20 protein-coding genes are annotated in these 23,141 nt (G+C 71.9%); 13 read left to right on the top strand and 7 right to left on the bottom strand.

Annotated features, from left to right (window positions below; all coding sequences use genetic code 11):
• Positions 1 to 29 precede the first annotated feature (29 nt).
• Entirely contained in the window at positions 30 to 467 is a 438-nt protein-coding gene (locus ACIOEW_RS03955) for a hypothetical protein (RefSeq protein ID WP_401961089.1), read from the top strand.
• 58 nt (positions 468 to 525) lie between these two features.
• On the opposite strand, the gene ACIOEW_RS03950 is transcribed toward ACIOEW_RS03955, so the two are convergent.
• Positions 526 to 795 carry a hypothetical protein gene (locus ACIOEW_RS03950; RefSeq protein ID WP_401961086.1) on the bottom strand — a complete coding sequence of 90 codons (270 nt, stop codon included), beginning with the start codon at positions 793 to 795 and terminating at the stop codon, positions 526 to 528.
• Positions 796 to 914: 119 nt separating this feature from the next.
• Between ACIOEW_RS03950 and ACIOEW_RS03945 the strand changes: the two genes are divergently transcribed.
• Positions 915 to 1,274 carry an arsenate reductase family protein gene (locus tag ACIOEW_RS03945; protein WP_401961083.1) on the top strand — a complete coding sequence of 120 codons (360 nt, stop codon included), beginning with the start codon at positions 915 to 917 and terminating at the stop codon, positions 1,272 to 1,274.
• Between the two features lie 51 nt (positions 1,275 to 1,325).
• On the opposite strand, the gene ACIOEW_RS03940 is transcribed toward ACIOEW_RS03945, so the two are convergent.
• Complete coding sequence (locus ACIOEW_RS03940; RefSeq protein ID WP_401961080.1) at positions 1,326 to 2,234, bottom strand: Gfo/Idh/MocA family protein; 909 nt, start codon at positions 2,232 to 2,234, stop codon at positions 1,326 to 1,328.
• Positions 2,235 to 2,445: 211 nt separating this feature from the next.
• Between ACIOEW_RS03940 and ACIOEW_RS03935 the strand changes: the two genes are divergently transcribed.
• The 4 genes from ACIOEW_RS03935 (at position 2,446) to ACIOEW_RS03920 (ending at position 7,259) form a co-directional block, all read left to right on the top strand.
• Positions 2,446 to 3,933 (top strand): hypothetical protein, encoded by a 1,488-nt coding sequence (locus ACIOEW_RS03935; protein ID WP_401961077.1) that lies wholly within the window; start codon positions 2,446 to 2,448, stop codon positions 3,931 to 3,933.
• Positions 3,930 to 5,075: an ARPP-2 domain-containing protein gene (locus ACIOEW_RS03930; RefSeq protein WP_401961075.1), complete on the top strand. Its 1,146-nt coding sequence runs from the start codon at positions 3,930 to 3,932 to the stop codon at positions 5,073 to 5,075. Before ACIOEW_RS03935 ends, ACIOEW_RS03930 begins: the two co-directional genes overlap by 4 nt.
• Positions 5,076 to 5,210: 135 nt before the next feature.
• A complete protein-coding gene (gene glnII / locus ACIOEW_RS03925; RefSeq protein ID WP_401961072.1) occupies positions 5,211 to 6,245 on the top strand; it encodes a glutamine synthetase in 1,035 nt (344 codons plus the stop codon).
• Positions 6,246 to 6,650: 405 nt separating this feature from the next.
• On the top strand, positions 6,651 to 7,259 hold the full coding sequence (locus tag ACIOEW_RS03920) for a winged helix-turn-helix domain-containing protein (RefSeq protein WP_401961070.1): 609 nt from the start codon (positions 6,651 to 6,653) through the stop codon (positions 7,257 to 7,259).
• 65 nt (positions 7,260 to 7,324) lie between these two features.
• Here ACIOEW_RS03920 and ACIOEW_RS03915 read toward each other — a convergent pair whose 3' ends face one another.
• Positions 7,325 to 9,454: an MMPL family transporter gene (locus tag ACIOEW_RS03915; protein ID WP_401961067.1), complete on the bottom strand. Its 2,130-nt coding sequence runs from the start codon at positions 9,452 to 9,454 to the stop codon at positions 7,325 to 7,327.
• A 247-nt stretch (positions 9,455 to 9,701) separates the two neighbouring features.
• On the opposite strand from ACIOEW_RS03915, the gene ACIOEW_RS03910 reads away from it, so the two are divergent.
• Both ACIOEW_RS03910 and ACIOEW_RS03905 read left to right on the top strand, forming a co-directional pair.
• Positions 9,702 to 10,970 (top strand): histidine kinase, encoded by a 1,269-nt coding sequence (locus tag ACIOEW_RS03910; RefSeq protein WP_401961065.1) that lies wholly within the window; start codon positions 9,702 to 9,704, stop codon positions 10,968 to 10,970.
• On the top strand, positions 10,955 to 11,602 hold the full coding sequence (locus tag ACIOEW_RS03905; protein ID WP_393057309.1) for a LuxR C-terminal-related transcriptional regulator: 648 nt from the start codon (positions 10,955 to 10,957) through the stop codon (positions 11,600 to 11,602). The genes ACIOEW_RS03910 and ACIOEW_RS03905 overlap by 16 nt, the downstream gene beginning before the upstream one ends.
• On the opposite strand, the gene ACIOEW_RS03900 is transcribed toward ACIOEW_RS03905, so the two are convergent.
• Positions 11,599 to 13,272, bottom strand: coding sequence for an alpha-L-fucosidase (locus ACIOEW_RS03900; protein WP_401961061.1), 1,674 nt, complete (start codon positions 13,270 to 13,272; stop codon positions 11,599 to 11,601). The genes ACIOEW_RS03905 and ACIOEW_RS03900 overlap by 4 nt on opposite strands.
• Before the next feature lie 280 nt (positions 13,273 to 13,552).
• Between ACIOEW_RS03900 and ACIOEW_RS03895 the strand changes: the two genes are divergently transcribed.
• A complete protein-coding gene (locus ACIOEW_RS03895) occupies positions 13,553 to 15,070 on the top strand; it encodes a DUF1996 domain-containing protein (RefSeq protein ID WP_401961058.1) in 1,518 nt (505 codons plus the stop codon).
• 40 nt (positions 15,071 to 15,110) lie between these two features.
• Here ACIOEW_RS03895 and ACIOEW_RS03890 read toward each other — a convergent pair whose 3' ends face one another.
• Positions 15,111 to 15,587, bottom strand: a complete 477-nt coding sequence (locus tag ACIOEW_RS03890; RefSeq protein ID WP_401961055.1) for a hypothetical protein — start codon at positions 15,585 to 15,587, stop codon at positions 15,111 to 15,113.
• A 134-nt stretch (positions 15,588 to 15,721) separates the two neighbouring features.
• On the opposite strand from ACIOEW_RS03890, the gene ACIOEW_RS03885 reads away from it, so the two are divergent.
• The 4 genes from ACIOEW_RS03885 to ACIOEW_RS03870 all read left to right on the top strand — a co-directional run bounded on the left by ACIOEW_RS03885 (position 15,722) and on the right by ACIOEW_RS03870 (position 20,508).
• Complete coding sequence (locus tag ACIOEW_RS03885; RefSeq protein WP_401961053.1) at positions 15,722 to 17,671, top strand: hypothetical protein; 1,950 nt, start codon at positions 15,722 to 15,724, stop codon at positions 17,669 to 17,671.
• Between the two features lie 86 nt (positions 17,672 to 17,757).
• Complete coding sequence (locus ACIOEW_RS03880; RefSeq protein WP_401961050.1) at positions 17,758 to 18,663, top strand: metal-dependent hydrolase; 906 nt, start codon at positions 17,758 to 17,760, stop codon at positions 18,661 to 18,663.
• Between the two features lie 2 nt (positions 18,664 to 18,665).
• Positions 18,666 to 19,748 carry a PDR/VanB family oxidoreductase gene (locus tag ACIOEW_RS03875; RefSeq protein WP_401961047.1) on the top strand — a complete coding sequence of 361 codons (1,083 nt, stop codon included), beginning with the start codon at positions 18,666 to 18,668 and terminating at the stop codon, positions 19,746 to 19,748.
• A gap of 37 nt (positions 19,749 to 19,785) precedes the next feature.
• Positions 19,786 to 20,508 carry a TetR/AcrR family transcriptional regulator gene (locus ACIOEW_RS03870; RefSeq protein ID WP_362556796.1) on the top strand — a complete coding sequence of 241 codons (723 nt, stop codon included), beginning with the start codon at positions 19,786 to 19,788 and terminating at the stop codon, positions 20,506 to 20,508.
• 16 nt (positions 20,509 to 20,524) lie between these two features.
• Here the strand turns inward: ACIOEW_RS03870 and ACIOEW_RS03865 are convergent, their stop codons facing one another.
• Both ACIOEW_RS03865 and ACIOEW_RS03860 read right to left on the bottom strand, forming a co-directional pair.
• Positions 20,525 to 20,875, bottom strand: coding sequence for an isomerase (locus ACIOEW_RS03865; protein ID WP_362556798.1), 351 nt, complete (start codon positions 20,873 to 20,875; stop codon positions 20,525 to 20,527).
• Between the two features lie 92 nt (positions 20,876 to 20,967).
• Positions 20,968 to 23,004 (bottom strand): ATP-binding protein, encoded by a 2,037-nt coding sequence (locus ACIOEW_RS03860; RefSeq protein WP_401961044.1) that lies wholly within the window; start codon positions 23,002 to 23,004, stop codon positions 20,968 to 20,970.
• Between the last annotated feature and the right edge of the window lie 137 nt (positions 23,005 to 23,141).

The following is a 23,141-nucleotide window of genomic DNA, read 5'->3' as shown; positions in this document are numbered from 1 at the left end:
GCCGGGCGCGGACCGCCGAGGCTGGGGGGATGAGTGAGCAGACCGCCCCCGGCGCACCGGTCCCGCCGCCCCCGCGGCGGCGGCTGTGGCCGTGGGTGCTGTTGATGGTCCTCGTGCTGCTCGCCCTCGGCCTCGGTGCGGTCTCCGCGGTGCTGGCCCGTGAGGTCTCGGCGGAGAGCTCGCGGACCGTTCACATCCGGTACGAGGTCACCGGCACCGCCGAGAACGTGGTGCTCACCTACAGCACCTGGCGGGGCGACGCCCTGTCGACCGGACGGATGACCCTGCGGACCCTGCCGTGGGCCGGGGAGCTGGACTCCAAGGGGTTCATGAACAACGGCTCGTTCGCCGCCGGCCTCGGGAAGTCGGGCGGTGACGTGGCCTGTTCGGTGTCGGTGGACGACGGCACCCGCCGCACCGCCAGGGCTTCCGGCCCCTTCGCCACCGCGACGTGCAGCGGGTTCTGAGACGCGACCGCGCCCCCGGGTCGTCCGGGGGCGCGGTCCTCGGCGGGAGCGGTGGGAGTCAGCGTCCGTAGCGGATCAGCGCGCGGACCATGCGGCAGGTGGTGTCGGACGGCGGGTGGACGGCGAGGCGCTCGGCGGCCGTACGTATCCGGGCGTTGCTCGCGCTCGACGGGTGGTAGACGCCTGCGTCGAGCAGGGCGATCGCCAGGCGCATCGCCTTCAGCCGGCGATTGTGGGAGACGTACCACTCACGGGGCCGTCCGGCGGGGAGCCGCCTCTTCTTCAGGGGTGTGTGGAGCGGCTTGGTCGTCACTGCGGCTACGGCCATCTGCAACCTCCTGGCACGGTGGTGGAACCCTCACGAACTACCCCTATTTTACTGCCCCCCACTGACAATCGCCCCTGGCCAGAGGGGTTTTCGCGAGTCCATCGCGTACCTTTGGACCCATGGAGATCTGGATCAATCCCGCCTGCTCGAAGTGCCGCAGCGCGGTGCAGCTGCTCGACGCGGAGGGTGCCGACTACACCGTCCGCCGGTACCTGGAGGACGTGCCGTCGCCGGACGAGATCCGGGTCGTGCTCGACCGGCTGGGGCTGGAGCCGTGGGACATCACGCGGACCCAGGAGGCGGACGCGAAGGAGCTGGGGCTCAAGGAGTGGCCGCGCGAGGCGGATGCGCGGGAGCGGTGGATCACCGCCCTCGCCGAGCACCCGAAACTCATCCAGCGGCCGATCATCACGGCGCAGGACGGCACAGCCGTGGTCGCGCGCACGGACGAGGCGGTCCGGGACGCGCTGGGGCGCTGAACAAGGGCCCTGCGCGCCGGGCGTGAGTGACCGCCCGGCGCGGGCAGAGGCCTACTCTCCCGCCTGCGCCTCGGCGTCCGCGAGCAGTTCCGTCAGGCGGAGCCCGAACCGTGCGTCGCAGGGGTGCGCCTCCCCCGTACGCACCGATTCGATCAGCGCGTCCACCGCCGCGCCGAACGCCCCGACGGCGCCGTCCCACCGGGGCAGGCCGACGATGCCGTGCTCGCCCCTGAGCTCGATGCCCACCCCGGCCGCGGCCACCGGTGCCGCCAGCGTGAGCGTCACCGTGCTGGAGGCGCCGGACGTGTGGCGCAGGACGAGATGGTGGGTGCCTGCGGGGCCGCGGGCCGCGGTCAGGGCGGTGACGTCGCCGAGCACCGGAATAAGGACCGAGAGCGCGTGCGGGCCGACGTCCCACAGGCCGCCCTTCTCCCGGCGCCAGGGGGACGCGGCGTACTCGCTGTCCGCGCCGGGTGCCCACAGGGCGCCGATCCACTCGGCGTGAGCGGTGAACCAGCCGCCCTTCGCGCCCTGTTCGGCGATCCAGTCCGCGGTCTCCGGCGCGAACCGCAGGGTGCAGAAGACGATCGAGGCGACCCGGGCCCGCTCGGCGGCCTCGGCCACTTCACGGGCGCCCTCGACGGTGGTGGCCACCGGCTTGTCCATCAGCAGATGGCAGCCGGCCGCCGCGGCGCGCGCGGCCAGCGGGGCCTGGACGTCCGGCGGCAGGGCGAACGCCACGGCGTCGCTCGCGCCGAAGAGTTCGTCGAGCCCCGCGTCCCCGGTGTACGCCGTGGTGCCGTGCGCGGCGGCCAGCTCCTCGGCCGCCTCGGCGCGTCGGCCCCACACCCCGCTCAGCACGGCGCCGGGGTGGGCGGCGAGGGCGGGGGCCTGGGTGTTGCGGGCCCAGGGGCCCGCACCGACCAGACCGATACGCAGGGGGGTCACGGGTGTAGTCATGGGACCAGTGTGCCGGGTGCGCCGTCCTGGCCGTTCGAATCCGGTGGCGGGGCGTGCGGGGAGGTCGTTATGTTGGCGGGGCCGGCCGCGGGACTCCGGGGCGACTTCCGGGACTTGCCTCTAAAGCAAAAATTTCGCTGTTCGCCCCCTCATTCCCCGGCCGGCTTCCGCCTGTGCGTACCGCCTCGCGGAACACCACGGGGGATTCATCATGCCGACCGAAACCTTTGCCGATCTTGTCGCCGCCGAGGACGTGCTCCTGTTCGTCAACGCGGCGATCACCGCGACCGGACAGCGCGAGTTCCGCTCGGAGGCGTACCGGCAGCAGCTCTCGCTGGACTTCCTGCACGAGTACGTGCGGGTCAACTACCGCCGGGTGTATGCCGCTTCGCTCGCCCTGGACATCAACGACCACAACGCCGTGCGCATCGTGCAGGGTCTGCTGGAGCACGCCGCCGAAGCCTCGGACGAGGAGAGGCGCACCGAGGGCCGGCTGATCGCGGCCCGGCTGGCGAAACTGCCGCCGCAACGGGTCTACCGCCTCTTCCGGGGGCTGCGCGCGGCCAAGGTCAACAACCGGCGCACCCGCGCGATCATGCGTGACTGGCTGGCCGGGCGGCCGGATCCGGCACACGACGCCGTGAAGTACCGCACAGGGCTGAAGACCGCGGTCCGCCATGCCCATCTCCGGCTCGACGACGACGGGGGACAGCCGGGCGCGGCGCCGGGCGGCGAGCTGGGGGCCTTCCTCTTCCGGCCGGGGAAACTGCCGCGCTACCGGCACGGGCTACTCGACGCCTGGCGCCGCGCCCACTACGAGCAGGGCGCCGTCGGCGAACTGCCGTTCACCGTCGCCGAGGGCTTCGCCGCCCGGCACGGCATGAAGCGTGAGGCGTTCCTGGAGCGGATGGCTCCCCGGATGACGCGGCTGGAGCGGCTGCGCACCCAGGGGCAGCGCGGCAAGGCCTCTCCGCGGGAGCTTCCGGCGGGCGTCGATCTGACCGTGATGCCGCTGACCCGGCTCGCGCTGTACGTCCTGGCGTTCGACGCCCCTGCGCGCCGGCAGCATCGCGCGGAGCTGACCCTCGCCCTGCGTACCGCCGCCCGCCGCGCGGCGGGCCCGCACGCCGGGAGCTGGGGACGGGTCGCCGCCGTGCTCGACGACAGCTACTCCTCGTCGGGCTCGGGCGAGAAGCGACGCCGCCCGCTCGCCGTGGCACTGGCCTGCCACTTCCTGCTGGAGGCGCTCGCCGCACCCGGCGCGTACGCCCCGCTGTGGACCAGCGGGGTGCGGGATCCGCTGCTGGTCAGGCCATGGGGCCCGACCCCGCTCGGTCTCCGCGTCCTGGACGCTCTGGAGCACGGTCCGGACCGGCTGGTCATCGTCTCGGACGGCTGGGACAACGCCCCGCCGGGGCTCGCGGGCGAGGTGCTGCGGGTGTGGCGGACCAGGCTCGACCCGGATCGGAGCACTGCTGTGGTGCATGTGAACCCTGTATACGACGCGGACGGTTTCGACGTCCGGCGGCTGTCGCCCGGCGTGCCGACGGCCGGTATCCGGGACGCGGAGGACCTGCCGGCGCTGGTGGAGATCGCGCACTTCTCCGAGGGCCGCACCGGCCCCGCCGAGCTGTACGCGTACCTGGACCGGCAGGTCGCCCGGTTCGTGAACGACGACCCGTCGGGAGGACCGCTGTGAACAGGCTCGAACTGACCGGGCTCACCGCCCGCCCGGCGCAGGTGTGGGGCGGCGTCCGGCTCGTACCGCTGGTTCGCGAGCAGCCCGTCGAGGGGCTCCGGCTGCACCGGGAGGTGTACTCGGGGTTCGGGACCGGTGTGGTGGAGGTGGGTCCGCGTACGCACTACACCTCGTACATCCCGCATGGGTTCGTCGCGGACTGGACGGGTAAAGGCGCGAACACCGCCGCGTACGGGACACAGCTCGCCGCTCAGGACGGGAGCGGCTCCCGGAGCACCCCGCCCAGGACGCTCACGCTGCCGCGCCACCGTCACCACCGCCTGGCCAAGCGGCAGCCCGGGAACCGGCTGCGCTTCCTGCCGCTGCACCTCGCGATGGAGGGCTATCTGTCGCTGCACTTCGGCGGGCCGTCCACCGCCTGGGAGGAGTGGTCGCGCCAGGCGCTGCGCGACGGGCTGTCGCCGCGCGCCGAGGACGCGTACCTGGGGTGGTCGGTGCGCGGGCTGGGCGACGCGCTGCGGGCGTTCGAGATCCATCCCGGTCAGTGCGGGGTGATGGTGTATACGGCTGACGCGCTCGCCGCCGCCTTCGTCGTCCCGCATCCCGACGACTACCGCCTCCTGCACCCGACGCTCGTGCAGGACCTGTACGGGGAGCTGGTCCATCAGTACGCGATGTACGGCGCGCCGGTCGCCGAGTTCGGGGCCCGGATCGCGGACGGCCCCCATGTCCGGACGCTCGCCGGTCTGCGGGCCGCCGCGCGGGGGCAGGAGCGGGAGTGGAGCGAGACGCACGACACGCTCTTCGCACGGGAGCTGCTGGACACCTCGTACGGCTTCGACCGGGTGTACCGGATGGGGTCGTTCACGCTGTGGCGGTTCCTGCCGCCGTTCCTGCGCAACCGGGACGGGCAGCACATCGGCGAGACGATCACCGACCACAAGGGACAGGTCGCCTACCTGAAGACGTTCCGGCTGTCCGAGGCGCAGGTCCGGCGCGGGCACCTGCTGCAACGGCTCGCCGACGCGGACTGGCTGCTCCCGCGTGCGGCGGTGGCCCTCGGCACCACCCCGGAGGAGCTGGTGCGGCGGATCCGTGCCGCCGGCTTCGAGCCGCTGCTCCGGGACCGCGGCAGCCGGTAGGCGGCACCCCACGGCCGGCCGGTCTTACGCAGGAAACCTCGGTAACACGGGGTTCACACGAGGGCAACGGTCGGGAAATCGCGCCTTGCGAAGCTGCGCTGCATAGACCGCAGCACCCGCAAAGGATGGGCTTCCGTGACGTTCAAGGCTGAGTACATCTGGATCGACGGCACCGAGCCGACCGCCAAGCTCCGTTCCAAGACCAAGATCATGCCCGGTTCCCCGCCGTCCGACGTGGCCGTGCTGCCCATCTGGGGCTTCGACGGGTCGAGCACCAACCAGGCCGAGGGCCACGCCTCCGACCGGGTGCTGAAGCCGGTCTTCACGTGCCCGGACCCGATCCGTGGCGGTGACGACGTCCTGGTCCTGTGCGAGGTCTTCAACATCGACATGACCCCGCACGAGTCCAACACGCGTGCCGGACTGCGCCCGATCGCCGAGCAGTTCGCGGGTCAGGAGCCGATCTTCGGCATCGAGCAGGAGTACACCTTCTTCGACGGCCACCGCCCGCTCGGCTTCCCCGTGGGCGGCTTCCCGGCCGCGCAGGGCGGCTACTACTGCGGCGTCGGCGCGGACGAGATCTTCGGCCGCGAGATCGTCGAGAAGCACCTCGACAACTGTCTGAAGGCGGGCCTCGCCATCTCCGGCATCAACGCCGAGGTCATGCCCGGCCAGTGGGAGTTCCAGGTCGGCCCGGTCTCCCCGCTGGAGGTCTCCGACCAGCTGTGGATCGCCCGCTGGCTGCTCTACCGCACCGCCGAGGACTTCAACGTCTCCGCGACCCTCGACCCGAAGCCGGTCAAGGGCGACTGGAACGGCGCGGGCGCGCACACCAACTTCTCCACCAAGGCGATGCGCGAGGGCTACGACGCGATCATCACCGCGTGCGAGTCGCTGGGCGAGGGCTCGAAGCCGATGGACCACGTCAAGAACTACGGCGCGGGCATCGACGACCGCCTTACGGGCCTGCACGAGACCGCCCCGTGGAACGAGTACAGCTACGGCGTCTCCAACCGCGGCGCCTCGGTCCGTATCCCGTGGCAGGTCGAGCAGGACCAGAAGGGCTACATCGAGGACCGCCGCCCGAACGCCAACGTCGACCCGTACGTCGTCACGCGGCTGATCACCGACACCTGCTGCGCCGCGCTGGAGAAGGCCGACCAGGTCTGATCCCGCAGCAACCGCACGTCCGAGAGGCGCCCGCCGCACTGCCGGTGGGCGCCCTTCGGCGTGCCCGGGACGGCATGAGTCCCCAACCGGCGCGGGTGACCGGCGGGTTGAGAGACACGAGTGAGGAACGTAACGCAAAGGGTCCGTATCGACGAGTGAGAGAGGCCTGCTCCCCCGCCCCGTTCTCTGGTTCAATGGGGGCATGGCCAGCATCCAGCACACTTCGACAGGTCGCAGCGACCTCGAGCCGTTCTGGCCTTCCCGTCAGCATCACGACTTCGACCGGGTGTGTTGCCGCGCGTTGAACGCGCAGGCCCTCTAACACCGCTCACCCCGGTCTTCGGTCCGCGCGCACGAAGCAAGTCCGTCCACAGACGACTCCCTCGCGCGAAAGAGCTGACCCTCATGGCGAACACTCGTACCTTCTCCGCCGCAGTCGCTGCCACCGCAGCGCCGTCGACGACCGCTGCGACCGCTTCCGCCCGTCCCCACTCCCCCAGCCGGCCTCGTCTGCGAGCCGTGGATCCGGACGAAGTCGTCCGGCCTGCCGACGTCTCCGCGTTCCTGACTCCGGGCGCGACCTGGCTGCCCGCGCCCCAGCACACCCTGCCGGCGCTGCCCGGCCGGCCGGCCATGGTCGGATATCTGGTGCTCATCCCCGCCGACCAGCAGCCGGCCATCGCGGCCGCGGCCGCCCAGTACGTGGTGCCCGAGGTGCTGGAGGACGAGGAAGCCGGGGCTGTGCGGATCGACTCCGTCCAGCGCACCGCCGCGGTGAACGGGGACACACTCGACCTCACCTACCTGGAGTTCGAGCTCCTCGCCCATCTGGTGGCGTACCCCCACCGGGTGCACACCCGCGACCAGTTGGTGACCACGGTCTGGGGTTACGGGCACGTGGGCGACGGTCGCACCGTCGACGTCCACATCGCCCGGCTGCGCCGCAAGCTGGGCGTCAAGCACCGCCGGTCGATCCAGACGGTGCGGCGCGTCGGCTACAAGTACGCGCCCTGACCGCACACAGGTGGGCCCCGGCTGCGGTACGTACCGCAGCCGGGGCCCGCCTCGTCCGTCCGGGGTCAGTTGTGCATCACCGGGGACGCCGCAGCAGCACGGTCCGGCTCCGGCTCGCTGTGGTCCAGGTCCGGCAGGCGGGTCAGGCCGCGCGGGGTGCGCCAGTTCCGCTCGCCCAGCAGCGCCATCACGGAGGGCAGCAGGACCATCCGTACGACCGTGGCGTCCAGCAGCACCGCGACGGCCAGGCCCACGCCCATCTGCTGCATGTCCTGCATCGACAGCGTCCCGAAGACCGAGAACACCGCCACCATGATCACGGCCGCACCGGTCACCGCGCCGGCCGTGCGCCGGATGCCCTCGTCGATCGCGGCCGGGGTGGAGAGACCGCGGCCACGGGCCTCGCGGATCCGGGAGACCACGAAGACGTGGTAGTCCATCGAGAGCCCGAACAGGACGACGAGGACGAACAGCGGCATCCAGGACTCGATCGCGCCGACCCCCTCCGAACCGATCAGCGAGGCGCCCCAGCCGTGCTGGAACACGGCGGTCATCACACCGTAGGCGGCGGCGACCGAGAGCAGGTTGAGCAGGATCGAGGTCACGGCGATGACGTAGCTGCGGAAGCAGAACAGCATCAGCAGGAAGGTCACCGCTGTGATGAAGAGGAAGACGGGCACGATGCCGCTCTTCAGCTGGTCGTTGAAGTCCACCGACCCGGCCACCTCACCGGTGACATAGGCCCGCGCACCCGTGCCGTCGAACGCGGCCGGCAGCCGGTCCTCCCGCAGTTCGGACAGACCGGCCTTGCCGCCGGGCAGCGGTACCTCGATCTCCGCGACGTTCTGCGCCCGGTGGACGGTCACCTTGTCGAAGCCGGCGAGCGCCTTGCGTACGGCCGGTGCCTCGATGTCGTCCGCCTCGACGACCACCTGGGCGGGGGCGGGACCGCCGGGGAACGTCTCGCTGATGTGGCGGTAGGCGACCGACAGCGGGGAGTCCGATCCGAACTGCTTCTCCAGGCCCAGCGACTCGGTCTTCATTCCGAGGGCCGGTGCGGCAAGCACCAGCAGGACGACGACGGAGGCGGCGGCGAAGAACTTCGGCTTGGCGAGGACGAGCCGCAGCAGCTTGCCGGCGATCCTGCCGCTCTCCTTCTTGCCGCGCTTGTTGCGGCGGTTCAGCAGCGGTACCCGTCCGGCGTCGATCCGGTCACCCAGCCAGGAGAGCAGTGCGGGCAGGACCGTCACGGAGCCCATCATGGCGATGAAGACCACGATGATCGTGGCCAGGGCGAAGCCCTTGAACAGCAGGAGCCCGGACAGGAACATGCCGGCCATCGCGACCATGACGGTCAGCCCCGACACGAGCACGGACCGGCCGCTGGTCGCCGCGGCGATCCGCAGCGCCGTCTCGGCATCGCGCCCCGCGGCCCGCTCGTCACGCTCACGCCGCAGGTAGAAGAGGCAGTAGTCGACGCCGACGGCGAAGCCCATCAGGAACATCACGGAGTACGTGGTCTGGAAGAGGTGCAGCTGGTGGCTGGCGAGCGAGAGCAGGCCGAAGGCCGCCAGGCACGCGGTCAGCGCGAGGCCCACGGGCAGCAGGGCCGCGACCACGGCGCCGAAGGCGACCAGCAGGATGCCGAGCGCCAGGGGCACGGCGGTGAACTCGGCCTTCTTGAAGTCCTCGGAGAGCAGATCGCCGAGCCACTTCCCGGCACTGGCCTCGCCGAACTGGCGGACCGTCACGTCCGCCCGGTCGTCCTGGACCCCGGACACGGCGTCCAGGACGGGCTGCACCCGGTCGGCGGAGGTGGCCGCGTCGCCCTTCATCTCGAAGGTGATCAGCGCGTCCCTGCCGTCCTCGGAGACGACCGGCTCGGCCAGGCCCGTCACCTCACCGGTCTTCCCGAGGGCCGTGGACAGCTCCGAAGCCGCCTTCCGCCAGCCGTCGGGCTCGGCCGACGACACCATGACCATCTCGCCGGCCCGGTGGCCGAGGCCGGCGTCGGAGAGGATCTGCTCGGCCCGGGCCGAGTCACCGGCGCCGTTCTCCGCGTTCGTCATCTCGACCATGCCCGACGCGCCGCCGATGCCCGCGGCGAGTACGACGAAGAGCAGCCAGCCGAGAATGGCCGTCTTGCGATGGTGTGCGCTCCACACACCGATACGTGCCGCGAGATTGCGCCTCATGGCGTTGTTCGCCCCCTGATGTAGACGTCGGACCGGACACCACGAATCTAGGAACCCCGGGCCCGCCGCCCCAGCCGCCGAGGCCCCCACTCGGCGGGACGTAGGGCGAGGTCACGGGGGTGGTGGTAGGTACACCCCCGCCCGGTGGCAGGACGGCTGACGCCCGCGGCGCCCGACGGGTCAGACTGTGTGCGGACCGGGGCCGGCACGACGGCTCGGCAAGCCGGGCGAGGGAAGAGGGACCAGCATGAACGCGAAGCAGGGACGGATCAGAGCGGCGTTGCTGGCCGCGGGGCGCGGGCTGGTGCTGTCGATCGCCGCGACGGTGGGGTCGATCACGCTCTTCGTGCTGGCGGTCCTCTCCATCGCCTTCATCCCGCTGGGCATCGGCCTGGTCACCACCCCCCAGGTACTGGAGGCGGTCCGCAAGCACGCCAATCAGCGCCGGCTGCTGGCCATCACCTGGTCAAACGTCCGTATACCGGTCCCGTACCGGCCGCTTCCGAAGGATGTGCGCAGCGGGTTCACCGGGCAGGTGGAGCGGACCACGCTGATGCTGAAGGACCCGGCGACCTGGCGGGACATCCAGTGGATGCTGGTCGACATGACGGCCGGCTATGTCGTGGCCGTCCTGGCGGCGGCACTGATGATCTACCCCGTGGAGGGCTTCGTCCTGGCGGCGGGTCTGTGGCGGGTCTTCACGGACGACCGGTACTGGTACGCGTTCGTCCCCGTCGACAGCCAGGCGACGGGGCTCGCCGCCGCCGCGCTGGGTGTGGCGCTCTTCGCGACCGGTGTGGCACTGAGCGAGCGGCTGCTGCGGGCACACTTCGTGATCGCCCGCTCGGTGCTGGCCCCCACCCATGAGCAGGAACTGGCCCTGCGCATCGACCGGCTGACCGAGAGCCGGCACGAGGCGGTCGACACCGCCGCGTCGGAGCTGCGGCGCATCGAGCGGGATCTGCATGACGGGGCGCAGGCCCGGCTGGTCGCCATGGGCATGAATCTCGGCACCATCGAGGCGCTGATCGAGAAGGACCCGGAGCAGGCCAAGAAGCTGCTGGCGACGGCGCGCGCGTCCTCTGCCGAGGCGCTGACGGAACTGCGTGACCTCGTACGGGGCATCCACCCGCCGGTCCTCGCCGAGCGGGGGCTCGGTGACGCGGTCAGGGCGCTGGCGCTGCGGCTGCCGATCCCGTCGGAGGTGGACGTGGAGCTGGACGGCCGGGTCGATGCCCCGGTCGAGTCGGCGGCGTACTTCGCGGTCAGCGAGGCCCTGACGAACGCGGCGAAGCACTCGGGAGCGGACCGGATCTGGGTGGACCTGCAGCATGTCGGCGGGATGCTGAGGATCTCGGTCACGGACAACGGCAAGGGGGGCGCGGTGGCCGGAGCGGGCTCGGGCCTGAGCGGTATCGAACGCCGACTCGGTACATTCGACGGCATCATGGCCGTCAGCAGCCCCGCGGGCGGTCCCACCATGGTGACCATGGAGATCCCTTGCGAGTTGTCCTAGCCGAAGATCTCTTCCTGTTGCGCGACGGCCTGGTGCGCATGCTGGAGGCGTACGACTTCGAGATCGCGGCCGCCGTCGAGACCGGGCCCGAACTCACCAGAGCACTCGCCGAGTTGGAGCCGGACGTCGCCGTCGTCGACGTCCGGCTTCCGCCGTCCCACACGGACGAGGGGCTCCAGTGCGCTCTGGCGGCCCGGCGTGCCAGGCCGGGGCTGCCGGTGCTCGTACTCTCCCAGCACGTCGAGCAGTTGTACGCGCGCGAGCTGCTGGCGGACGGCAACGGGGCGATCGGCTACCTGCTGAAGGACCGGGTGTTCGACGCCGACCAGTTCATCGACGCGGTACGCCGGGTCGCGGCGGGTGGCACGGCGATGGACCCGCAGGTGATCTCACAGTTGCTGTCGCGGCGCGCGCAGGACAAGCCGATGGGCGGGCTGACACCGCGGGAGCGGGAGGTCATGGAGCTGATGGCCCAGGGCCGTTCGAACGCGGCGATCGCCTCACAGATGGTGATCACGGAGCGGGCGGTGGCCAAGCACACCTCGAACATCTTCGGGAAGCTGGGCCTGCCGCCCTCCGACGACGACAACCGCCGCGTTCTTGCGGTACTGGCGTATCTGGACCGGGGTTAGGGCCTGGCCGCAGGGGTGCTGAGATGCAGCGTCGTCGCCCCGAGGTGCGGCTTCGCCCTGGATTCCAGCACCTTGACGCGGACCGCCGACGCGGTGACGGCTGCGGGGAGCGGCAGGATGCGCTCGTGGCCGATGGTGGTGCCCTCGGCGATCCGCTGCCACGCACCGTCGATCCTGGCCTCCACGGCGAACTTCTCGACCCGCTGTCCGCGCCGGATGTCCTCACGGACCGCCACCCGGTCGAAGGTGAACGGGCCCGGGCCCTGCGTGCGTACGTCGGAGCCGTAGATCCGGCGCACGTCGTCGCCGAAGGCGGTCAGTGTCGCGACGTCCGCGTCGGCGATCCGGCCGTCGGGAGTGGGCGGGACGTTGAGCAGGAGCGAGGCGTTACGACCGACGCTCTTCTCGTACAGGTTCATCAACTGCGCTGCGGTCTTGGGCTGTTCGTTCTCGTGGTAGAACCAGCCCGGCCGGTTGGAGACGTCCGCCTCGGCCGGGTACCACTGGAGGTGGTTGACGTCCGGGCCGAGGAGCCTGGCGCGTGAGCCGATGTCGGCGTCGGTCGAGTCGTTGGGGAGGCTGCCGAGCCCCGTCCACGGGTCGGTGGCGTGCGGGGTGACGCTCCACTCGGTCTCCCGGGCGGTGCCGGACTCGTTGCCGACCCAGCGGACGCCCTGCGGGCCCTGGAAGACGACGGTGTTCGGCGAGAGCGCCTTGACCATGTCGAACCACTGCTTGACGTCGTACTTCTGCGTGATGCCGGAGCCCGACCAGGGGTTGGCGCCGTCGAGCCAGAGCTCCTCGACCGGACCGTACTGGGTGAAGATCTCGTAGAGCTGGTTGAGGTAGTACGCGTCGTAGTCGTCGGCCCGCACCTTGAAGGTGGGCAGCTTGCCGCTCTTCACCCGGGCGGCACGGTCGTCGCCGGGGACGAGCGTGGGAATCGTTCGCTCGGTGACGGCGCTGCCGTTGCCGAAGCGGCCCTGGCCGGCGGGGGCGCGGTCACCGTCCGCCAGCGCCATCCGCTCGGGCAGGCTCAGCGGTTTCCCCTCGGCCTGCTTGGCGCGGATCTTCTCGACCCACTCCGCGTGCCAGGCGTGCGGGAGCTCGGCGCCGTCGGAGGGCGAGAGGTAGAGGCCGACCTTCAGGCCCGCCTTGCGGGCAGCCTTCACATAGGCGGCCACGACATCGGGGCTGCCCGGGCTGAGGGCGACCGAGTGGTCGGTGTAGCGGCTCGGGTAGAGGACGAAACCGTCGTGGTGCTTGACGGTCAGCATGACCTGCTCGACGCCGGCCGCCTTGTAGGCGCGCATCCACTGGTCGGCGTCGATGCTCTTCGGCGCGAAGAGCTTCTCGTCCTCCGTGCCGGAACCCCATTCGCGGTCGGTGAAGGTGTTCATCCCGAAGTGCGTGAAGGCGGTGACCTCCCGCCGCTGCCACGCCAGCTGTCCCGTCGTGGGGACGATGTTCGCCGCCTTCTCGATGATCCGCTCGGGGCTGTCGCACGCCTCGACCGTCATCTGCGAGGCGGGTCTCACGGGTGCGTCGCACGAGGCGGCGGGCGACACGGACGCCCGGGGCGCGGACTGCTGCGCCGTGGCCTGTACGGGAACGAGCGCGGCGGCGGCCGCCAGTGCGATCGCGCTGAGTGCATGGGTGCGTCGTGCCATGGTTCCCTCTCATTCACAACCACGAGTGGTCGGATCTATCGAGTGCCGACGCGTGCATGTTGCCGCAAGAAGCGGCTCTCGGGAAGGGTGTGCGCTTCATACGTCCTATCTCTCATGCGTGAAAGTCCAAGCCTCCAGCTGCTGCGGCCACCCCAACCGGACGCGCACGCCCGACACTTGACGCACACGCATTCCACCTCCCGTTGAACGGACCGCGCACCGGCCCCGTATGGAACGTCACGCTTCTCCCCCGCGAAGCCTGAGGAGTCCGAGGAGTTCCATGGGACGCACATCGCGCAAGAAACGCTCCACCCTGGCCAACCGGGCGATCATCGCCTCGGCCGCACTGATCCTGGGCGGGGGTGGGCTGGCCGCGGTCAACGTCTACGCCTCTGCGGGCGAGGGCTCGTCCGCCTCGTCCCACGGCCGGAACTGGCAGCCGGTCCGCCAGGCGTCCACCATCGACTGCCCCGAAGTGGTCAACGAGATCCCCGAGGTGCCCGATCCGGCCCGGCCGGAGGTCGACCGCGAACTGGCCGCCATGGACACCCAGATCACCGATGCCTACCGGGAGTTCGCCGACCGCAGGGACAGGATGGCCAGGGATCCGCAGCTGGCCCGGAACGCCGTGCTCGACCCGCTGGAGGCCCGGCGGGCCGCCAGCATCGACCGCATCGCGACCGCCATCGGGCGCACCGCGCAACGCCCGGAGGGGCTCGGCTCGCTGGCCCCGTGCAGTCTGCGTGCGGACGACGAAGGGGGCGGTGAAGGGGGCGACGAAGCGGACGGTCCCTCGGACGAGCCCACGAGCGAGCCCACGAACGACGGTTCCGGCGAGGACGGAAACGGGGACGGGGACGGAAACGGAGACGGAGACGGAGACGATCAGGACCAGGACCAGGACCAGGGCGGCAACGGCCCCGAGGACTCCGACTTCGTCGACATCCAGTCCGTCCGGCCCGACGTCGGCACGCCCGCCCGGCTGCGCGGCGCGTCGCGTGGCACCTTCACCACCGAGTGCGGGCGCAACCAGAACGGGAAGTTCAACCCGGACAACGTCATCGCCGCCCCCGGTGTCGGCAACGGCGCCCACCACATGCACGACTATGTCGGCAACCAGGCCACGGACGCCTTCTCGGGCGACGACGACCTGGCGGCCGGGGACACCACCTGCCGCAACCAGGGCGACCGGTCCACGTACTACTGGCCCGTGCTCCGCCTGCAGAACGGCACGGCGGAGAACGACGCCGACGCCGACGGCGGGGGCAGGGACCAGAACACCGGCGAGATCCAGACCCCGTCCCAGGTCACGCTGAAGTTCGCCGGGAATCCCACCGGGAAGGTCACGGCCATGCCGCGCTTCCTGCGCATCATCACCGGCGACGCCAAGGCGTTCACCAACGGCGACGCCAATGCCAACGCCTCCTGGAGCTGCACCGGCTTCGAGGACCGGCAACTCAAGGACAAGTACCCGATCTGTCCGGAGGGCAGCCAGGTCGTCCGTTCCTTCGCCTTCCAGAGCTGCTGGGACGGCCGGAACACCGACAGCGCGAACCACCGCACCCATGTGGCCTTCGCGCAGGACGACGGGAGGTGCCCGGGCGGCTTCCGGGCCATTCCGCAACTGGTCCAGCGGATCGTGTACGACGTACCTCCGGGGCCCGGGTTCGCCGTCGACTCCTTTCCGGAGCAGCTGCACAAGCCCGTCACCGATCACGGCGACTTCATCAACGTCTTCGACGACAGGCTGATGCGGAAGGTGGTGAGCTGCATCAACGACGGGCGCAAGTGCCGCTGAGGGCCACCTCTGCGGCGAACACCCCCGCACGCCTGCGCGGTCAGCTCCCGCGGTGACCGGAGTGTCCTGCCTCGCTCCCCCCACTGCCGCCACTCCCCGAGTGGTGCGGCGAGGCAGTCTCCACCGTCCCCCCGAGCCGGCCGCGCAGCGCTGCGATCACCGTGGCGTCCGAGACGGCGACCCACCTGCGGCCGACCAGATACGAACCGCCGTAGTCGTTGGCCTCGTTGATCCACTCCCGCTGGCCCCGGTCGGTGGCGAAGGTGGCCAGCACATAACGCCCTTCTTCCGTGGTGCAGTTGGCCTGCCGCAGCTCCTGGGCGTCGGTCTGGATCTTCGGCTCGCAGTGCGCCTGTGCGGCGAGTTCCTCCAGTGTGCCGGTGGCGGTCGGCGGGATCGCGGTCCCGTCACCGCCACCGTCGCATGCCGCGAGCAGGGCCAGGCCCACGCAGCCGGCCACGAGGGCCGCCGCGCGCCACGCATCCTGCACCCCTCGCGCCCCGCGCCGCGTCGTCATCCGCCCATCGTGCCGCTTCGGTGCGGGTCCTGGCAGCCGAACGCGAGAAGGCCCGCGGGCGCGAGAAGCCGTGCGGGGCGGGCCCCTCACATCACCCGGAGTGACCATCGCACGATTCGCTCGTTCAGCTGAACGTGCGTCCACTGCCAGAGGTACCGTCAGCCGCCGCCGGGTTCGATGCGGGGCGGTCCGAGGCCGCGCTCGTCGAGCACTACCCGCGGCTGACCCGGCTCGGCTATCTCGTCCTGCCGCACTCGCTGAGCCGCGACCGGCGCGTTCTCACGGCCCACGCGCTGGCCCAGCGGTCCCTGCAGGCGGCACGCAGAGCCGGGCCGGCGGACAGCGAAGCCGTTCCGCTGCCGCGCCGTCCCGGCCGCGCGGAGCCGGCCGATCCTGGCTACGCGTACCTCCGGCGGCAGGTGCTGCGGGGCGCGCTGGCTGCGGGCCTGCCGCTGCGCCTGCGGCGGCGGCCGCGTCGCGCCCAGTTTCCGCCCGTCCTGCCGCTGACCTGGGGCCTCCGGCTGTTCCCGCACTCCGGCGGAGTCGATGAACTGGCCCTGGAGCAGCAGCTGTCGGCGATGAGCGGCGCGGCGCGGGCCGCGTTCGTCCTGCGCGGTCTGGAGGGGCTGGCGGACGGCGAGGTCCGGAGGGTGCTGGCCGACGCCGGGGTGGCCGATCCGCATGCGGCGCTGATGGAGGCGGACGGGGTGTCGGCCCCCTGCGCGCTGCTGGCGTCGTCCGGGTTCGATCCCTGTTCGCTCCAGGCCCGGCTGCCGGATCTGCCGCGCCGCCGCAGATACGTCCGGGCGGCGCTGGCCGGCATTGCCGCCCTGCTGGTGTGCGGGACGCTGTGGGGTCTGCCGGGCGATGGCTGGGGCCGTGACGCCTTGTCCGCGCCCCTGTACGCGCGCAACCCCGCCGCCGAAAAGGCCCTGGATCCGGGGGCGTTGCGGAGGGTGCCCGCGATGTTCTGGCAGCGCTCACCGCGTACCGACTTCACCGCCTGGCCCACCCGCGGCGACCGCACCGAGGACACGCGGCTGCTGCGGCGGGCGCTGCGGGTGTGGGCGCGGCCGGACGGCGGTGTGCGGACGTCGGCGACGCCGCGGACGCCGGTGGGGCCGCCGATGGGGCCGCCGCAGCTGCTGTACGCGGGCGAGGTGGGCGCGTCCGCGGTGGTGCTGTTCTACGACGGGCTGCGGGTCGTGCGGTATGCGGAGCCCCGTGACGCCGATCCGTCCGAGGGCGCGGCGCTCGACTTCGCACGGGTCGACGGGGCGGACGTGACGTCGGCGGGCGCCCTGGTCGTGGCCCGGGCGGGGGGCGCGGTCCGCTATCTGACGGCGCCCTGGGTGCGGCAGGTGCGGGTCCGGGATCTGCTCGCCCCGGGCCGGCCACCGCGCGCGCTGCACCGCTCCGCCGACGGGGTGACCGATCCGCTGACCAGCCCGGCGACCGCACCCGGCTGCCGGTCCTGGTACGCCGTCGAGCTGGCCGACGAGGCGGCGGTGCGGCTGGTGACGGATCTCGGTGAACTCGCCCCGGTCCGGCTCACCTCGGGCCCGCCGGCGAGGCCGCACGACGTATCGGGGCGCTCGGAGTACGCGAGCTGGGCGCGGACCGCCTGCCTGCTGTCGGCCGTGCGCTCGCACGGGGTGCGCACGGTGAACTCATGGCTGTACGCGACGCAGTCGCTGCCCGAGGGGAACGGCACGGCCCAGTGGCTGTGTACCCGGGCGGAGACCTGGCGGGGCACCGGGAACAGGGCCCTTGCCCAGTTCCAGGCCCCGTCCGGGCGGCCACCGGGGAGCAGACCGCCGGGGGTGGTCGCGGCGCGGGCGGAGGATTCGCCGGACTGCGGGACGCGCTCCCCGCAGGTGCTGGCGGGCGTGCTGTGGAAGTCGCGCGGCGGCCGGTGGTACGTACTCGCGGCGGGCAGCGAGCAGTTCGCGTCGCTGACCACGTCCGGCGGGGTGACCGGCCGTGCGCGGGGCCGGCTGCTCGCGGTGCCGGCCGGGGCGGGCGACCGGGCGCGGCTGACCGGGCGGCTCGCGGACGGCAGCCACGTCGGGGCTCTGCGTTGAGCGCACCGGGGCCGCGGCCGGATGCCGGCTCAGGAATTCGTGGCATGCCCCTGTTCCCTGGGCCTACCCCTCAGTACATTGACACCATGTCTAACACGCAGCCGGCGGCGGTCGCGTCGGAGCGGACACCGCTCAAGGCCCGCCGAGTCTCCTTCGCCTGGGACAGGACTCCCCTGCACTGGTTGCCGGGCGACCCGTTCTCCACGCACACCATGAACGTGCTCCACCTGCTGCTCCCGGCCGGGGAGCGCTGGTTCATCCACGTCTACCGCCAGGTGCTCCCGTACATCCACGACGAGCAACTGCGCCAGGATGTCATCGGGTTCATCGGCCAGGAGTCGATGCACTCCCAGGCCCACGACGACGTGCTCCCTCACCTGAAGGAGCTCGGTCTCGACCCGACCCCGTACACCGCCCAGGTCGACTGGCTCTTCGAGAAGATGCTCGGCGACCGGACGCTGCCGCCGGGCCGGGCGCGCAAGTGGTGGCTGATGGAGCGGGTGGCGACGATCGCGGCGATCGAGCACTACACCGCGTTCCTCGGCGACTGGATTCTCAACGCCGACGAGCTGGAGCGGCGCGGCGCCGATCCCACGATGCTGGATCTGCTGCGCTGGCACGGTGCGGAGGAGGTCGAGCACCGCTCGGTCGCGTTCGACGTGTTCATGCATGTCGACGGCAGTTACCGGCGGCGGGTGCGGACCTGGGCCACGGCGTTCTCCGCGCTGGCCTTCCTCTGGCAGCGCGGCGCCCGGTTCTTCATGGAGAACGACCCGAGCCTGCTGGACGGCAAGGCGTCGTTCGGGCAGTTCTACCGCAGCGGCCGGCGGGGCACCCTGCCCAGCACACCCGCGATGCTGCGTTCCATCCCGCGCTATCTGAGCCGTACCTACCACCCCTCGCAGGAGGGCAGTACCGCACAGGCCGTCGCCTATCTCTCCCACTCGCCCGCCGCGGTCGCGGCCGAGGCCCGCACGACGGAAGCCGGCTGACGATGCCCCTCCCCCTCCCCCGTCTGCGTACCGTCGCCGTAGTGGCCGGCGCGGCACTGCTCGCCAAGCGGGCGATGCGCCGGCGCATCGAGAAGTCCCCGCTGTGGCCGCTGCCCGCACTGGAGGAACCGGTGTCCGGCCGGGCGCAGCGCCGTTCCACCACTGCCCGGCGGCTGCTGATCACCGAGCGGACCATGCCTGCGGACGGCGTCGTACAGCTCCGTCTGGAGGGCCCGGACCTGCCGCCCTGGCAGCCCGGCGCGCATCTGGACCTGGTACTGCCGTCCGGCCCGGTCCGTCAGTACTCACTGTGCGGCGACCCGGCCGAGCGCGGCACGTACACCGTGGCGATCCGGCTGGCCGAGGACGGCCGCGGGGGCTCCCGCGAGGTGCACGCCCTGCTCCACGAGGGCCAGGAGATCGAGGTCCGCGGCCCCCGCAACCGCTTCCCGCTGGCCGATGCCCCCTCGTACCTCTTCGTCGTCGGCGGCATCGGCATCACGCCGGTTCTGCCGATGCTGCGCACGCTCGCGGCCTCGGGCGCCGACTGGCGGCTGCTGTACGGGGGGCGCAGCCGGGCGACGATGCCGTTCCTGGCGGAGATCGAGAAGCTGGGCGGGGACGGCGACCGGGTCACCGTCGTCCCGCAGGACGAGGCGGGCCACCCGGACGTCGCGGCGGCCCTCGCGGACGCGGCCGAGGGCACGGCGGTCCACTGCTGTGGTCCCGAGCCCTTGATGGACGCCGTCGCTGCCGCGCTCCCGCCGGGCTGCACCCTGCACCTGGAGCGGTTCTCCGCGTCGGGCGCGGAGGCCGCCGGGTCGGCACCGTTCGAGGTGGAGCTGCGCCGCTCGGGCCGCACCGTGCCGGTCGCGGCCGGTCAGTCGGTGCTCGCCGCCGTACGGGCCGAGCTGCCGCATGTCTCGTACTCCTGCGAGCAGGGCTTCTGCGGAACGTGCCAACAGCGCGTCCTGGAAGGCGACATCGAGCACCGGGACGATCTGCTGACGGACGCGGAGCGGCGCGATTCGATGCTGATCTGCGTGTCGCGGTGCCGGGGGGAACGCCTGGTACTGGACCTCTAGACGGATGCCCGGCCCGCCTGTCGGTACCCTGTTCCTCATGACGACCGGGGTACGGCGCAGGATGGGCGTCGAGGAGCGCAGACAGCAGTTGATCGGTGTCGCGCTGGAGTTGTTCAGCCACCGGCCCCCGGACGAGGTGTCGATCGACGAGATCGCCGCTGCGGCCGGGATCTCCCGGCCGCTGGTCTACCACTACTTCCCGGGCAAGCAGAGCCTGTACGAGGCGGCGCTGGGGCGGGCGGCCGACGAGCTGGCCGCACGGTTCCTGGAACCGCGCGAAGGCCCTCTGGGTGCACGGCTGTTGCGGGTGATGGGGCGGTTCTTCGACTTCGTCGACGACCACGGTGCCGGGTTCGCAGCGCTGATGCGAGGCGGGCCGGCGGTCGGTTCCTCGACGGCCAACGCGATGATCGACGGGGTGCGTCAGGCGGCCTGCGAGCAGATTCTGGCCCATCTGGGCGTCGAGGAGCCCCCGGCCCGGCTGAGACTGGTCGTACGGTCCTGGGTCTCGCTCGCCGAGTCGACGGCCCTGATCTGGCTGGACGGACGCCAGATCCCGCGTGCGGAGCTGGAGTTGCAGCTGGTGCACGACTTCGCCGCGCTGGCCGCCGTGAGTGCCGCGTACAACGAGGAGATGGCGGGCGTCGTGCTGCGTGTCCTCGCGCAGGAGCCGGCCGACGGGCCGTTCGGAGACCTGCTGGTGCGGCTCTCCTCACTGGCGCCCGCCGTGCCGGCCGTGCCTCCTCAGCGGCTGCGGTAGCGAGACCTCCTGGAGCTCAGTTCTTGCGGTAGGAGGGATCGAGGTCGCGCACCTCGGCCGAGAGGTGGAGGGTCAGCCCGGCGGCCGGCCGGATGTGCCCTGCCAGCAGCTCCAGTACGGATTCCGTGAGCCCGGCCTTGATCTCGGGGGTGCGGCCGGGCAGCAGCGAGATGTCTACGTGCACGAGCGCGTCGCCGTCGGGTGCGTCGGCCACCACGGTCTCCTCGACCCGGCGGAACCGGGTCTTGCAGGCGGCGATCTTCGTGGTGACCTTCTCGGCGACCAGCGGGTGCAGCGCACCCGCGAAGCCGGAGCGGTCGAAGGTGTCGTCGAGCTCGGCGGAGTAGTCAACGGTGATCTGCGGCATGAAGGTCTCCTGGCGGGGCGCGGGACGGCGGGCGCGGACGGTGATCGCCTCTACCCTTCCCTCGTTCGGGGAAGGCGCACAAGCAGAATTCACTATGTGAGCAATTCGCCGTGGAGCGCTTGGGCCAGGCCCGCCTCCGCGCTGTCGGAGCGGCCCCGTTCGAAGGCAAGCCGGTAGGCGGCGTCGCCCACGGCGGCGCGGGCCTGGCGTTCGCAGGCCTCGCGCAGCGGGCCCAGTTCCGGGGTGCCGCGCTGGGGGTGACCGACCATGCGCCAGTAGACCTGCCCGGTGCCGTACACCCGGGCGGCTTCGGCGCCTTCGCCCTGGGCGGCGATCGCGGCGGCCAGGATGTCGAGGCCGAGCGCGATGCCGAAGCGGTCGCGGAGCCGGTGCTTGCCCGCGAGCATGGACCTGGCGTGCGTGGCGGCCGCAGTGGCGTGGCCCTGGAGCAGGGCGATCAGGGCGAGCTGGTAGTCGACATAGCTCAGGGTCCAGCACTCGTCCCTGGCCTCGCAGGCCGCGCGCAGGACGACGGCGGCCTCGGCGGCCTCGTCCAGTCGGCCGAGGCCGGTCAGGGCGAAGACGGTGATCAGGTGGCAGCGCAGCCGGTAGGCGGTTTCGAGCGGGGTGCCGGCCACGGTGGTGCGCAGGACCCGGTCGGCCGCGCGCAGCCCCTTCTCCGGTTCGCCGGTCATCAGATGGGTGAGGCCGCGCAGATAGGCGGCGGCGAGGACCCCCTCGTCGGTGCCGTCGTCCGCCGCCGCCCGTACGCACTCCTCGCCGATGCGCTCGGCGGCGGGGTAGTCGCCCTGGAGCAGGACGCAGATGCCGAGCACCCACAGGACGCGGGTGCGGTGCGGGCCGGTGGCGGGGCCGGCGTCCAGGGCGCGCTGGGCGTAGCCCCGGTTCTGCGCGAGGTGGCCGCAGCAGCACCAGAAGAAGCCGATCCGGCCGGCCATCTCCTGGGCGGCGGCGGCGTCGTGGGCCAGGAGGTGGTCGAGGGCTGCGCACAGGTCGGCGTGCGCATCGGCGATGCGGTGGTACCAGTGGATCTGGTCGTCGCCGGTCCAGCCCGCATGGGCGCCGCGGGCCAGTTGGAGGAAGCAGGCGGCGTGCCGGTCGGCTGCCGCGCGTTCCTCGCCGAGTTCGGCGAGCCACATCCGGCCGTACTCGCGCAGCGTGTCCAGCATGCGGTGGCGTTCGCCGTCGCGGGCGACGACGGACTTGGCGACCAGGGCGCGCAGGGTCTTCGGGATCGCGTCCGCGGTGAGCGGTCCACCGGCACAGACGGTGATGGCCGTGGACTCGTCGAAGTCGCCGCGCAGTACGGCGAGCCGGGCCCAGAGCAGCCGTTCCAGCGGGGTGCACAGCTCGTGGGACCAGCCGATGGTGGTACGCAGGGTGCGGTGGCGCATCGGCCTGAGCGTGGCATCGGCGAACACGTCGAGGCGGGAGGCGAGCCGGCCGGCGATCTCCTGGGCGCTCTGGCGCCCGATGCCCGCGGCGGCCAGTTCGACGGCGAGGGGGATTCCGTCGAGACGCCGGCAGATCTCGGCGACGGCCGCGATGGTGGCGGGTTCGTCGAGGGGTGTGCCGGGGGCGGCGGCGGCCGCCCGCTCCAGGAACAGGGTGAGGGCGTCGGCCGTGCCGTCGACGGGCAGGGGCTCCACGTCGACGGTCTGCTCGCCCTTCATGTTCAGGGGCTGTCTGCTGGTGGCGAGGACGGTGAGCCCGGGCGAGGTGGTGAGGATCTCGCCGAGGAGATGCGCGCAGGCGGGGCGCAGGTGTTCGCAGGAGTCCAGGACCAGCAGGAGCTGCTTGTCGGCGAGCCATTCGCACAGCACGTCGATGGGCATCCGCAGGGTGTGGTCGCTGAGTCCGACCGCGTCGGAGACGGTGGCAAGGAGCAGTCCGTCGTCGTGGAGAGGGGCGAGATCGGCCCACCGGACACCGTCGCGGTACGCGGATTCCGCGCGCCCGGCCGCGCGGACGGCCAGCCGGGTCTTGCCGACGCCGCCGGTACCGGTGAGGGTGGTCAGCCGGCCGGTGGCGAGGGAGTGCCCGATCCGGTCGAGTTCTGCCTCGCGTCCGACGAAACTCGTGGTCTCCTCGGGAATGTTGCTCGCCATCGTCACCGTCGCTGACCGGGTGGAGCGGCCGGTCCCGGCCCCCGTGCCCCGTACGGCACCGGCAGGCGATCGACGCCGGTGCCGTACGGGGAAGGAGGCCGGGACCGGCCTGGTGGAGTGGGAGGGCGCGCCCGGGA

The organism is Streptomyces sp. NPDC087901 (assembly GCF_044742205.1).
GTDB lineage: Bacteria > Actinomycetota > Actinomycetes > Streptomycetales > Streptomycetaceae > Streptomyces.
This window is presented reverse-complemented; position numbering and strand designations above follow the sequence as displayed.

Coding starts and splice junctions, on each gene's coding strand:
- ACIOEW_RS03875 (WP_401961047.1), top strand. CDS start 18,666: ATGCCCCTCCCCCTCCCCCGTCTGCGTACCGTCGCCGTAGTGGCCGGC.
- ACIOEW_RS03955 (WP_401961089.1), top strand. CDS start 30: ATGAGTGAGCAGACCGCCCCCGGCGCACCGGTCCCGCCGCCCCCGCGG.
- ACIOEW_RS03950 (WP_401961086.1), bottom strand. CDS start 795: ATGGCCGTAGCCGCAGTGACGACCAAGCCGCTCCACACACCCCTGAAG.
- ACIOEW_RS03920 (WP_401961070.1), top strand. CDS start 6,651: ATGGCGAACACTCGTACCTTCTCCGCCGCAGTCGCTGCCACCGCAGCG.
- ACIOEW_RS03935 (WP_401961077.1), top strand. CDS start 2,446: ATGCCGACCGAAACCTTTGCCGATCTTGTCGCCGCCGAGGACGTGCTC.
- ACIOEW_RS03895 (WP_401961058.1), top strand. CDS start 13,553: ATGGGACGCACATCGCGCAAGAAACGCTCCACCCTGGCCAACCGGGCG.
- ACIOEW_RS03910 (WP_401961065.1), top strand. CDS start 9,702: ATGAACGCGAAGCAGGGACGGATCAGAGCGGCGTTGCTGGCCGCGGGG.
- ACIOEW_RS03890 (WP_401961055.1), bottom strand. CDS start 15,587: ATGACGACGCGGCGCGGGGCGCGAGGGGTGCAGGATGCGTGGCGCGCG.
- ACIOEW_RS03900 (WP_401961061.1), bottom strand. CDS start 13,272: ATGGCACGACGCACCCATGCACTCAGCGCGATCGCACTGGCGGCCGCC.
- ACIOEW_RS03940 (WP_401961080.1), bottom strand. CDS start 2,234: ATGACTACACCCGTGACCCCCCTGCGTATCGGTCTGGTCGGTGCGGGC.
- ACIOEW_RS03870 (WP_362556796.1), top strand. CDS start 19,786: ATGACGACCGGGGTACGGCGCAGGATGGGCGTCGAGGAGCGCAGACAG.
- ACIOEW_RS03945 (WP_401961083.1), top strand. CDS start 915: ATGGAGATCTGGATCAATCCCGCCTGCTCGAAGTGCCGCAGCGCGGTG.
- ACIOEW_RS03865 (WP_362556798.1), bottom strand. CDS start 20,875: ATGCCGCAGATCACCGTTGACTACTCCGCCGAGCTCGACGACACCTTC.
- ACIOEW_RS03915 (WP_401961067.1), bottom strand. CDS start 9,454: ATGAGGCGCAATCTCGCGGCACGTATCGGTGTGTGGAGCGCACACCAT.
- ACIOEW_RS03860 (WP_401961044.1), bottom strand. CDS start 23,004: ATGGCGAGCAACATTCCCGAGGAGACCACGAGTTTCGTCGGACGCGAG.
- ACIOEW_RS03880 (WP_401961050.1), top strand. CDS start 17,758: ATGTCTAACACGCAGCCGGCGGCGGTCGCGTCGGAGCGGACACCGCTC.